The following is a 12294-nucleotide window of genomic DNA, read 5'->3' on the forward strand; positions in this document are numbered from 1 at the left end:
TCAGTCGGCCTTCTTGCCGAACATGATCTCGTCCCAGCTCGGCACGCTGGCGCGCTTGGAGGCGCGCTTGGCCGGCTTCTTCTTGGGCTCGGCGGCAGACGCCTGGTCAGCGGTCTGCTGCTCGTCGGACGCGGCAGCCGCTGGGGGAGCTTCGGCCGGGCGCTCAGTCTCGGGACGCGCGTGGGGGCGCGGGTCGGCGGGCTTGGGGGCGCGCTGCCGTGGGTCGGCCGGTCGCGGAGCCTCCCGCTTCGGCTCAGCCGGACGGGGATCAGCGGGACGTGGCGCTTCCCGCTGCTCAGGCTGACGCTGCTCGGGCTGACGCTTTTCGGGCTGGCGCTGTTCGACCGGAGGAGTCATCCGCCGCTCGTTGAAGCGGTTCTCGGGTGCGGCGGCACGCTCTTCCGGCGGCGCGCCCGCAGAGGCCTCGACCGGCAACTGAGCCGGCCGCTCAACAGCCCGTCCTGCGGGGCGCAGTGCCGGCGGCTGCTCGGCCGGTACGTCGATCAGCGTCGGCTCCTCGTCCGGGCTCGGCACCGAGTGCACCCGGCGCGGCCCGCTGTCCCGCGACGCGTCCCGGCCATCCCGGCCGAAGCCGGCATCCCGCGCCGACTCCCGATAGTCACGCCCATGATCACGACCCGAGTCACGACCGGCATCACGACCCGACTCGCGACCGAAGCCGCGGCCGGTCTCGGGAGCGGCCTCCCGGCCGAACCCACGACCGGTGTCACGGTTCGCGTCGCGATCGGCCTGCTGGCCGCGACCGCGCGGCAGGCTGATCGTGTCCTCGAAGCCGGCCTCGTAGCTGTCCGCTCCGTGGTCCGGCGCCAGGCTCAGGTCGAAATCTGCCACCGCGGTCAGGCGACGCTCGCTCGGCGGCGCGATCACCTGGGCCTGCTCGCCGACGAGCCACCGCGCCTCGTCGTCGTCCGGCACCGCGTAGCGCCCCGGGGCGTCGTACGCGAACATCGCGATCTTCTCGTCGTTCTCCTCGGCGAAGTAGGAGACGCGGACGGCCCAGCGGCCGTCGTCGCGACGCCAGGCGTCCCACTCGGCCGAGGCCGGGTCGACCTGGCGCATCCGGAGGCGCTCGGTCACCCAGGCGCCGAGGTTGCGGGTCGGGGCGTCGCCGCCGCCACGACGGCGGACAGACGCGCGCTGGGCGAGGCTCGCGACGTGGTCGCGCTCGGCCAGCACCGGACCGGCGAACGCCATCACGCGTTCCATCGGCATCTGGGCGACGGCAGCAACCGCCTCGGGACTTTCGCCGGCTCGGATCCGAGCCTGGATGTCTCGTGGGCGGAGCGCGCTCTCCATTTGAATCTCCAGCTGGCCGAGTCGGGCACGGTCGCCGCGCAGGGCCGCACGCAACCGGTCGTCGACCGGGATGGCGAACTCCTCACCCGTCTCTGCCATCGCCAGGATGATCTGCTTGCCATCCTGGCTCAGGCCAACGAGCCTCGCCTCGCGCATTGCCTTTGTTCTCCTGTGCGGTTCTCGACAGTCTCTCCCGATACGTACGCCTCGACCAAGACCGGCGCGCCGTGCCCGGCGGTCATTGTGGAGGTTACGTCACAAAATCACATCTTGCCTGCTCAGAAGGGTCCTTGTCGTCACACCAGTCACATTAGTCACAACCCGGTGTGACGGCGACTCCGAGACCCTCGAAACCGGTCAGTTCCCGCCGTACGCGGCCCGGATCGCAAGGGCTCGCTTGAGGTCGTCGGCTCGGTCGCCGACCGAGCGCCGGATGCCGGCCGAGACCGACTCGTCGGCGACCAGGTCGGCCGCGAACCGGGTCACTCGCTCGTCGATGTTGTAGACCGGGAAGGCCAGCGCGGCGCTCTGGGCGACGACCCAGCCGGTGCGGAGCTTCTCGGTCCCGGCGATCTCGTCGAAGAACCGCTGCACGTACGGCGCGGTCAGCTTGACCTGGGTGGGATGCCAGAAGCCCTCGCAGGCGGCGTACAGCTCGTAGTTCGCGAGGTCCTCGTCCGTCATGATCTGGGCCCAGGCGCGTTCCTTGGCCTCGGCGGTCGGCAGGGCGGCCCGGCAGCGGGTCGCGTGCACGATCCCCTCGGACGAGTTGTCCCGCTCGAGCTCCGCGTCGATCTCGGCATCGCCGATCGCCCCGAGGCGAGCCAGCCGCAGTGTGATCAGCCAGCGCAGGTCGGCGTCGATCGCGAGACCTTCCGGTACGTCGACGCCGGCGAGCCAGCCCTTCAGCAGCTCCACGTCGTCCGTCAGCCGAACGACGCTCCGAACCACCGCGAGCTGCAGGCTGGTACCTGACGGAGTAGAGCTGAGGCGCCCGGTCACCACCTCGGCCAGCTGTCCGCGGTACGGCTCGTACGGCAGGTAGATCCCGAGCAGGTGGGTGTGGGCCCAGCCGACCATCGTCGCCACGGCGATGTCGCTGGTCTCGTGCGCCAGCGCCGCCCGCAGTACGTCGAAGCCGAGACGCGGGTCGAGCTCCCCGTCGGAGACCGCGTCGCGGATGCTGTTCAGCACGACCGCCCGGGTGACGCCGTCCTCGATCTTCGGCAGCACCACCGACAGCTTGGCGAGGCTGTCCGCGTCGAGCCGGATCTTGGCCCAGGTGTCGTCTGCGGCATCCGGCACGACGACCGCCACGGACGGGTCGAGCTCCACCTCGACCTCGTCGGCGTCGAGCAGGACCGGTACGGAGACGCCGTTCCCGGACTCGTCGTACCCGCCGACCGTGAGCTGGTGCGGCCGGACTGCCGGGTGGTCCACGGGTGCCTTGCGGCGGAGCTTGATGCCGGTCGCGGTCCGCTCGGCGCTGATCGTGTCGACGCCGGGAGTCCGCAGCCAGTTCTGCGCCCACGTCTCGAGACCGACGGCGCCGGCCTCGGTCCACTTCGCGACCAGATCGGCGAAGGTGGCGTTGGCGAACTCGTTCGAGGTGATGTGCGCGCGGACGCCGGTGAGGAACACGTCGTCACCGAGGTAGGCGGCCAGTTGCTTGAGTACGGCCGCGCCCTTGGCGTAGGAGATGCCGTCGAAGTCGTCGAGCGAGGCGAGCGCGTCCTTCACCGCGTCGGCCGCGATCGGGTGCGTCGACGACCGCTGGTCGGCCTGCAGGCCCCACCACTTGCGGATGAAGGCGAAGTCGATCCAGTTGTCGGTGTACTTCGTCGCGGTGGTCGAGACCCGGTGGGCCATGTACTCCGCGAACGACTCGTTCAGCCACAGGTCGTTCCACCACTGCATGGTCACGGTGTCGCCGAACCACTGATGCGCCATCTCGTGCACCACGGTCCGGGCCCGGCTGCTGCGTTCGCCATCGGTCACGGCGGACCGGAACACCATTGAGTCGCGGAACGTCACGCAGCCCGGGTTCTCCATCGCGCCGGCGTTGAACTCCGGCACGAACGCCTGATGGTACTCACCGAACGGGTACCGGTACCCGAACAGCCGGTGGAACTCGTCGAAGGCCTGGCCGGTGACGGTGAAGAGGTCCTCGGCCTCCCGGTCGAGGGCCTCCTTCAGCGACTGCCGCGAGACCAGGCCGAGCGGGATGCCGTCGTGCTCGCCGAGGATCTGGTGGTAGGGCCCGGCCACCAGCGTCACGAAGTACGTCGAGAGCGGCTTGGTCACGGTCAGCTCCCAGCGGCCCGGGAAGACCTGCGTGGCGGCGCCGTTGCCGAGCACGATCCACTCCTGCGGCGTGGTCACGCTGACCTTGTACGGCGCCTTGAGGTCCGGCTGGTCGAAGCAGGCGAAGATCCGGGGCGCCGCGTCGAGGAAGGACATCGCGTACAGGTAGGTCAGCCCGTCGGCGGCGTCCACGCTGCGGTGCAGGCCCTCGCCGTCGTTCGAGTACAGCATCGACGCGACCACGACCAGGTCGTTCTCCGCGGCCAGGCCGGTCAGCGGCAGCCGGCCGTCGTCGAGCGCGGCGACGTCGACGGGCGTCCCGTTCAGCGTCACGGAGACCAGCTCGTCGGGTCTGACGTCGAGGAAGGTGGTCTGCGCGGCGGCGGAGAAGACGATCCTGGTGGTCGACCCGAACGTCCGGTCGCCCCGGGTCAGGTCGAGGTCGACGTCGTACGAGTGGACGGTGAGCGCGGCGGCCCTGGTGCGGGCGCCATCGACGGTAAGGCTCGGCATGCCGAGCACTCTATGCGGTCGCCCAACGGTCCGGCAGAGGCATCGATACAGTTTGCCCATGACCGACATGGAGTACCGCCAGCTGGGCGACTCCGGCCTGACCGTGAGTGTGGTCGGGCTGGGTTGCAACAACTTCGGGGGCCGCATCGATGCGGACCGGGCGGACACCGTGGTGAACGCGGCGGTGGACGCCGGCATCACCTTGTTCGACACCGCCGACGTTTACCGCGGCGAGCAGGGATCGAGCGAGGAGATCCTCGGCGGGGCGCTCGGCAAGCGGCGCGACGAGGTGGTGATCGCCACCAAGTTCGGCGGCGACATGAAGGGCGACAACGGCCCGGACTGGGGCGTGCGCGGCTCCCGGCGGTACATCCGCAAGGCGGTCGAGTCGAGCCTGCGCCGGCTCGGCACGGACTGGATCGACCTCTACCAGCTGCACGTGCCGGACCCGGTCACGCCGATCGAGGAGACCCTGGCCGCGCTGTCCGAACTGGTTGCCGAGGGCAAGGTGCGGTACATCGGCAGCTCGCAGTTCGCCGGCTGGCAGGTGGTCGACGCCGACTGGGCCGCCCGGACCGCCGGGCTGGAGCACTTCATCAGCGCGCAGAACCGGTACTCGCTGCTCGAGCGTGAGGCCGAGGACGAGCTGATCCCGGCCTGCGAGCAGCTCGGGATCGGCGTGCTGCCGTTCTTCCCGCTCGCCTCCGGTCTGCTCACCGGCAAGTACAAGCGCGACCAGGGCGCTCCCGAGGGCACCCGGCTGGCCAAGATGCCGGACTGGCTCGCCCGCGCCGACTTCGACAGGATCGAGGCGCTGGAGACCTTCGCCGCCGAGCGGGATCTGACGCTGCTCGATGTCGCGATCGGTGGCCTCGCGGCACAGCCGGCGGTCGCGTCGGTGATCGCGGGAGCCACCACGCCCGAGCAGATCGAGCAGAACGTCGTGGCCGGTCTGTGGGAGCCGAGCGTGGAGGACCTGGCCGCTCTGGACGACCTGACGTGACGCTGATCCTGCTGCCGCCGTCCGAGGGCAAGACCGGTCGTTCGCGCGGCCGCGCGGTGGAACTGCCGTCCCTGTCGTTCCCCGAGCTCAACGGCGTCCGCGAGACCGTGCTGGACTCGCTGGCCAAGGTGAGCGCCTCAGCCGACGCGTACGACGTACTGGGTGTCGGGGCGTCGCTGAAGGACGAGGTCGAGCGGAACACGCGCTGGCGGACCGAGCCGGCCGTGCCCGTCTCCGAGTTGTACTCCGGCGTGCTGTACGACGCCCTCGGGTACTCCACGTTGTCCGCGGGGACCAAGCGACGGGCCGGTGCTCGGCTGCTCGTGGTGTCAGCCGCCTGGGGTGCGCTACGGATGGCCGACCGCGTCCCGCCGTACCGGCTCTCGATGGGTGCGACGTTGCCGGGGCATGGGTCGCTCGCCTCGGTCTGGCGTGATCCGCTCGCGGCTGCCCTCGAAGGCGCCGCGGGGAACTCGGTCATCGTCGACTGCCGGTCCTCGACCTACGCGGCAGCGTGGCGGCCGGTCGGAGTACAGGCGGCGAAGTGGGTGTCGGTCTCGGTGGTCCGCGAGCGCGGCGGAGTCCGCTCGGTCGTCTCCCACAACGCCAAGCACACCCGCGGCCTCGTCGCCCGCTATCTGCTCGAGTCCGGCAAGGACCCCGGAACGCCGAAGGCCCTCCACAAACTGATCTCCGACCAGTGGAACGCCGAGCTCGACCGCACCGCCACCGGCTGGGCCCTCACCGTGGTGGAACACGACTGACGACCTCGAAGGCGCACGAGTCGACATTGGAGTCGTAGCTGGAAAGGACCATTCACCTCGGATTCATTGGTGAGTGGTTTTCCCGGGGCTGATCACGGGGAAGGGTTGGAGCAGCGCAGTTCGTCAGGGGGGCACCGCCCAACCTCGGAGGCCTGAAGATGCGTCGCCCACTCACGTTCTCGATCACCACTGTCGCTGCGGCGACAGCCTGGGTTGTCGGCGCCGGTCCGGCCCTGGCCTACCCGCCCGACCCGCCGCCGGCCAGTACTGCGCAGACGCAGCTGGCGAGTCTCACCGTGCGGGCCGAAGGCTCCAGCACCGGCTACAGCCGGGACAAGTTCCCGCACTGGCACAGGTGGGCGAGATCGGCGTCCTCCTGCCTCGGCCGCGAGCTCGGCCGGGAAGTTGCCCTGCCCTCAGAAGGTGTCCGCGGTCCCCACCGCCGCACCCGGTCGGCCCGTTAGGCCAGAGACCGGCCTTCCAATGACGGGCTGTACGCCCGCTGGCGCCTTGCAAGTCGCCAGGCGCCGTACAACCCGCCAGCGGACCCTCGAAACGAGCCACGAGCCACGAGCAACCCGCCAGCCGGCCCGGGCGGTGGCGGCGGGCAGCTTCATGGCGAACAACCTGCAAGTGGTCGAACAACTCGCCCACGCCAGCCCCGAATCGGCATCACGACCACCCGCCCAGGCGAAATCCACCACCCACCGGGGCGAAACCCACCCCGAGGGCCTGCGGCGTACCGACGGACAGGAAGTCGTCGCCGCACACACCACCCCGGCAGGCACTCCACGCCTGGGATCTCCGCGACGACCCCAGTACTCCCTGTCACTCGGTACACCCCGCCCCGAAATGATCGCCCCGACCCGGCTCAGACCTCTCCGCGGGATCCGCGTACCTCAGGTGTCCTCGAGGAGGCGGCGGCGCTGGGCGTGGATGCCGGCCTGGAAGCGGGTGCGGGCGCCGAGGGTCTCCATCAGTTCGGCGACGCGACGGCCGACGGTCCGGCTGCTGAGCGCGAGCTGCCGGGCGATCGCGTCGTCCTTGAACCCGGCCGCGAGCAGCGTCATCAGGCGGGCGTCCAGCGGATCCATCCTGGCCGGTACGACAGGAACCGCCTGGTCCCAGAGCAGGGAGAACATCTCGATCAGCGCGTCCAGCAACGCACACGGGTGGACGACGAGCGCGCTGTCGACGAGTTGATCCACCGACAGCGGGAGCAGCGCGACCTTGCGGTCGAACACGGCGAGCTTCATCGGCAGTTGCGGATGCACCCGCGACGTCTCGCCCGCATCGGCCGCGCTGTAGGCCTCGTCGACTCCGCCGGGGACGTCCAGCGAGTCGGGGGAGTAGATGCCCTGCACAGAGACGCCCTCACGGAGCAGCCCGCGCACCCTGGGGTCGGACTGCCCGGGCCTTGACGCGTAAGGCGGACGGTCCAGCACCAGGAGCTGTTCCTGCGTGCCGTTGAGGAGCTGGGCGAACCGGGCGGCGATCGCCTCCTGCCCGACGATCACCTCGACCAGGTTCTCCGGTCGGTGCTGCTCCTGCGCCCGGAGCTCCGACACCATCACCCGCGCCTCCGCGCGAACCCGGTCGAGCTCGGCCCGGCGTACGGCGACGAGCGCGTCGACGGCCACGTCCGGCCGGGTCGGCAGCAACCGGATCGGCTGGTCCGCGGTGGTGGTCAGCAGGCCGAGTTGCTCGAGCCGCTCGACGGTCCCGGCCAGGTCGTCGAGGTCGCGGTCGAGGCGTTTGGCCAGGTCGGTGAGACCGCAGCCGGGGGCTGCCAGCAGAGCCCGGTACGCCTCCTCGTCCGAGGGAGTCACTCCGAGGGATTCGAGCATGCAGCCTCCTGACCTATTCCCGACATGTCCGGCATCCGTCACGCTATCTCGTAGCTTGGACAGCCGCGGATTCGATACCACTGCACAGTGACCCCGCCCCGAGCTCGTGCCGTCCTCAGTTCTCTCCTCAGCGCCGCTGTCGTCTTTGTCTTGTCGGCTTCCCCTGCACAGGCGGTGCCGATGCCTGAGGACACCAGCCCGGCGACAGCGCAGTACGGCTCGGAAAGCACTGTCACGCTGCTGACCGGCGACAAGGTGACGCTGGGTGCTCCGGACGCCAAGGGCGACCCTGCGGTCCGGATCGAGCCGCGGACGCCGGGCAGTGGCGCGTTCTCGGTACGCCGGGACGCGGGCCGGGTGAGCGTGATCCCGAAGGACGTCGAGCCGCTGGTCCCGTCGGTGCTGGACCCCGCGCTGTTCGACGTGACCGGTCTGGTCGAGATGGGGTACGACGACGCGCACCGGGCCGATCTCCCGGTCGTCGTGCGACAGGACGCCCGGTCAGTGGATCCGGGCGCGGTCCGGATCGAGCGCGAGTTGCCCAGCCTCGGGGCGAGCGCGGGGGTGCTGCCGAAGGACCGCGCGGCCGCACTCGGTGAACGACTTACCGGACGACAGGCGGTCACCGGTAGATTCTGGCTCGATCGGCGGCTGAGCGCGACCGCTTTATCCGGGTCCACCGAAGCGCCGCGGGACCCTTACCTCGATCAGGTGAAGGCGCCGGCCGCCTGGGAGCGCGGGCTGGACGGGCGCGGGGTGAAGGTCGCGGTGCTCGACACCGGCGTCGATTCCGGTCACCCGGCACTGGCGGGCAAGGTGGACGCCGAGGCCGACTTCACCGGGAACACGAGCCCGGCCGACGACAACGGTCACGGCACTCACGTGTCCTCGCTCATCGCCGGCAGCGGCGCCGGATCGGACGGCGCTCGCCGGGGTATCGCGCCGGAGGTCGACCTGATCTCGGGCAAGGTGCTGGCCGACGACGGTTTCGGTCAGGAGTCCTGGGTGATCGCCGGGATGGAGTGGGCCGCCGCGCAGGGAGCCGACGTGGTCAACCTCAGCCTCAGTTCGCCGCCCGCCGACGGCGACGACCTCGTCTCCCAGGCGCTCGACAGGCTCTCCGCGACCACCGGCACGCTGTTCGTGGCCGCCGCCGGGAACCGCGGCAACCTCGGCGCGAACCCGTACACGATCGGCAGCCCGGGCGTTGCGGCCTCGGCGCTCACGGTCGGCGCGGTCGATGCCGCGGGCAAGCAGGCGATCTTCTCCAGCGAGGGCCCGACCCGCGGCACCTATCGGCTCAAGCCCGATCTGTCGGCGCCGGGGGTCAACCTCCTTGGTGCGCGAGCAGGAGCCCGCGACGGCAACCTCTATGTGGCGATGTCCGGCACCTCCCAGGCGACTCCGCTGGTCGCCGGTGCAGCTGCGCTGATGCTGCAGCAGCACCCGGACCACACGTGGAAGCAGTTGAAGGCCGACCTGACCACGCAGGCCGACGCCACGAAGGTCTTCAACGGCTGGACCAACGGCGGCGGAGTGCTTGATCTCCAGCTGGCCACGGCTGGTGAGGTGTCGGTCGATCTCGCGTCGCTCGACTTCGCCTACCTGCGCTATCCGGACAAGGCCGCGCGCAGTCAGGTGCTGACCCTGACGAACTCCAGCACGGCACCGGTGACGCTCTCTCTGGTGGATGCCGAGAAGAGCTCGACGAACGTCGAGGCACCCGCGAACGCAGTACTGGCCGAGCCTGCCACGCTGACCATCCCGGCCGGCGGTACGGCGTCGTCGAAGGTGACGGTGGATCCCGCGCTGCTGCCTGACGGAATGTGGCAGGGGAGTGTCGAGGCTCTCGGTGCGGATCAGCAGCGGCTGCTTCACCTGCCCTTCGGGGCGTACGACGAGCCGGAGCGGTACGACCTGTCCGTGCGAGTGCTCGACCGTTCCGGCGCTCCGTATGCGGGTGGCGTGGCGACGGTCTTCAACTACAACACCGGTGGCTCGATCAACCTGGCGCTCGACGCCAAGGGCGAGGCCAGGACGCGCCTCGATCCCGGGCGGCTCAGCATCCTCGCTGCCGTGGAGACACCAGCCGACGGTGATCGACCGAAGACCTTCGCCCTGGCCGGCTCCTCGGAGATCCCGCTGACCAGCGACACGTCGTACGTGATCGACGCGCGGAAGGCCCAGGTACTGCGTGCGCCTACCGTCGCCGAGCGGCAGACGACGCTGGCGGAGTCAGCGCTCGGTGTCTCCCGTCACAGCACCAGCCGTGGGCTCAGCGACTTCTGGTTCTTCACTCCGGACCAGATCGCCGGCGGCACGATCTTCGTCCAGCCGACCACCAAGGTGTCGCCCGCGGGCGCGTTCGAGGCATCCAATCGCTGGCGGCTGGAGCCGGTCGGAACGGTCCGCTCGGGAGACCCGAATGTCTACGAGTTGCTCTTCGTGAAGGACAGGTTCGAACTGCCGCTGTCCCCGCGGCTCGAGCGCCGGGATCTGCAGAGGATGGCCCGGGTCGAGAACACTTTCGGCAGCAGCTCCGGACCCGGCACGCAACGGGTGGAACGCGCTTGGTCGACCGCCGAGACCGGGATCGGCTGGGTGAACCGCCGGACGGTCCAGGTTCCCTCGAAGCAGGTCGAGCTCTTGACGGCCGACCCAGGCGCCGAGTGGAACCAGTGCCTGACGGTCACAGCGGCCAGTACGACGAACCTGTGTGACCGGGAGAATCTGCCGTTCCCTACGGGTGCCCGGGTGGAACGGACCTTCGGGGTCGCGTTGCATCCGACGGTGTTCGCGGCCTCGCACACTCCGACGTACCTGTTCGTCGACATCGGGGTGGCGGACGCGTTCCATCACGGGAAGCCCGTGGCGGCAGCCGTGAAGAACCGCCGGTTGGCGTTGTATCGCAACGGAGTACTGGTCAATGAGGTCACCGCGGGCTCGAGCTACTTCGGCATTCCCAACGGGAGCGGGACTTTCAAGCTCGAGCAGAGCTGGGAGCTCGATCCAGCCGTGTTCCCGAGCTCCAGCAGTGCCCGGACGACCTGGAACTTCACCTCGGCGCCGCCGCCCGATCCGACGAAGGCGACCGGACAACCGCCGGCGTTGCTCGACATCGCCTACGACGCGAAGGTCGACGGCTTGGGCCGGGCGGCCGCCTGGCGTCCGCTGCAGATCGATCTGCAGGTCGGGCACCTGCTGCGATCGACCGCGAGTCGAGTCACGGGTGCCGCTCTCTGGTATTCCACGGACGGTGGCGGTCGCTGGACCCGGGCGGTGACGGTGCCGACGACGAACGGCTACACAGCGATCGTGCCGCCCTGGGCGGTGCTGCCCGGCCAGGCGTTGTCGCTGCGTGCCACCGCCTCGGACGCGTCCGGAGGCACCGTCGACCAGACGGTCATCCGCGCGATTCCGGTCCTTTGACGACGGTGTCGTGTTCGCGACATGTCCGGACTACGTCACCCTGGACCGTGGCCGGATTCCGTTGAATTGGGTACCACTGGACCACCGGGCGCGCGCGGACCGGACAGGGGACGCCCGGTCAAGCCTCAACGCGCGCGCCCGCCCCAGCTCTCTTCCCGGGTCCGTGCCGCAGGTAGAGCCGCCAGATCTGTCGCTGCAGGAGCAGGGTGATCACGCCGGCGATCGTCATCCCGACCACGTTGATGCCGAGTTGCGCGGCCGACCCGGTGATCTGCTCCGGCGCCCAGAGCGCGATCGACAGGGCGAGATCGCCGGCGGCGGGGACCGTGGTGACCGAGATGAACACACCGACCAGCGCGTTCGAGCGACCGGCCGTCTGCGACAGGACACCGGCGCAGCCCGCCAGTACCGCGACGACGGCCGACCAGCGGTCGGGCCGCCAGATGAACCCGGTCAACGGACGAGGACCGGTCACGTCCGCTGTGTCGATCCAGCCGACCGCCCGGGCGAGCAGGGCGGCGAGAACCGTCAGGGCGATCGCCAGCAGGAAACCCTTGAACAGCAAGGCGATCGCCCGCACGCTCAGGTGGCCGGTCTTCAGCGCGATGCCGACCGCGAGCGCGGCGACCACGCCGAACTCCGGACCGACCACCATCGCGCCGACCACCAGGATGGAGGAATCGGTGATGACGGCAACGGCCGCGATCATCGTGGCGAGGGTGAGGAACGCGTAGTACGACCATGAGCCGGCCGTCTCGTTGTACGCCTGGTCGACCACCGCGTCCCAGATCACCGCGTCGTCCGGTGCGCCCGGAGCGGCCTTCTCGGTGGCCCTGGCGTTGCGGGACGGGGCCGCGCCGACCTCGGTCACCGCGACGGAGCCCTCGTCGTACAGTCCTTGCTTCTTCAACCAGGACAGGATGTCCGAGGTCGCCTCGCGGGTGACGTCGCACTCGATCACGTCGCCCACCGGGCGATGCGCGGCGCCGGGCAGCATCACCACGCTGGTCACCCGGTCGTCGGCGACGAGCGGGTCCAGGACGCGGCTGGTGCGATCCGGTGGGACGATGAGACGAAGATGCATCACCCGGACATGGTGTCAGCCTTCTTCAGCAGG

General features: G+C 70.0%; 8 protein-coding genes. 4 read left to right on the forward strand and 4 right to left on the reverse strand.

Translation table 11 applies throughout. From position 1 onward, the window contains the following. Both sepH and pepN read right to left on the reverse strand, forming a co-directional pair. Positions 1–1473: a septation protein SepH gene (gene sepH / locus EV648_RS32385; RefSeq protein WP_132298926.1), complete on the reverse strand. Its 1473-nt coding sequence runs from the start codon at positions 1471–1473 to the stop codon at positions 1–3. A 201-nt stretch (positions 1474–1674) separates the two neighbouring features. Continuing rightward, positions 1675–4134, reverse strand: coding sequence for an aminopeptidase N (gene pepN, locus EV648_RS32390; protein ID WP_132298927.1), 2460 nt, complete (start codon positions 4132–4134; stop codon positions 1675–1677). A gap of 58 nt (positions 4135–4192) precedes the next feature. Here pepN and EV648_RS32395 point away from each other — a divergent pair, with 58 nt between their 5' ends. The 3 genes from EV648_RS32395 to EV648_RS44390 all read left to right on the forward strand — a co-directional run bounded on the left by EV648_RS32395 (position 4193) and on the right by EV648_RS44390 (position 6365). Next, a complete protein-coding gene (locus tag EV648_RS32395) occupies positions 4193–5137 on the forward strand; it encodes an aldo/keto reductase (protein WP_132298928.1) in 945 nt (314 codons plus the stop codon). Continuing rightward, positions 5134–5901, forward strand: coding sequence for a YaaA family protein (locus EV648_RS32400; protein WP_132298929.1), 768 nt, complete (start codon positions 5134–5136; stop codon positions 5899–5901). The genes EV648_RS32395 and EV648_RS32400 overlap by 4 nt, the downstream gene beginning before the upstream one ends. Positions 5902–6059: 158 nt before the next feature. Beyond that, positions 6060–6365 carry a hypothetical protein gene (locus tag EV648_RS44390; protein ID WP_241995803.1) on the forward strand — a complete coding sequence of 102 codons (306 nt, stop codon included), beginning with the start codon at positions 6060–6062 and terminating at the stop codon, positions 6363–6365. A gap of 435 nt (positions 6366–6800) precedes the next feature. Here the strand turns inward: EV648_RS44390 and EV648_RS32410 are convergent, their stop codons facing one another. After that, positions 6801–7748: a LuxR C-terminal-related transcriptional regulator gene (locus EV648_RS32410; RefSeq protein ID WP_132298930.1), complete on the reverse strand. Its 948-nt coding sequence runs from the start codon at positions 7746–7748 to the stop codon at positions 6801–6803. Positions 7749–7928: 180 nt separating this feature from the next. Here EV648_RS32410 and EV648_RS32415 point away from each other — a divergent pair, with 180 nt between their 5' ends. After that, positions 7929–11177, forward strand: coding sequence for a S8 family serine peptidase (locus EV648_RS32415; protein WP_132298931.1), 3249 nt, complete (start codon positions 7929–7931; stop codon positions 11175–11177). A gap of 118 nt (positions 11178–11295) precedes the next feature. On the opposite strand, the gene EV648_RS32420 is transcribed toward EV648_RS32415, so the two are convergent. Continuing rightward, positions 11296–12261: a DUF389 domain-containing protein gene (locus tag EV648_RS32420; protein ID WP_132299117.1), complete on the reverse strand. Its 966-nt coding sequence runs from the start codon at positions 12259–12261 to the stop codon at positions 11296–11298. Between the last annotated feature and the right edge of the window lie 33 nt (positions 12262–12294).

This window comes from Kribbella sp. VKM Ac-2568, from assembly GCF_004345365.1.
GTDB lineage: Bacteria > Actinomycetota > Actinomycetes > Propionibacteriales > Kribbellaceae > Kribbella > Kribbella orskensis.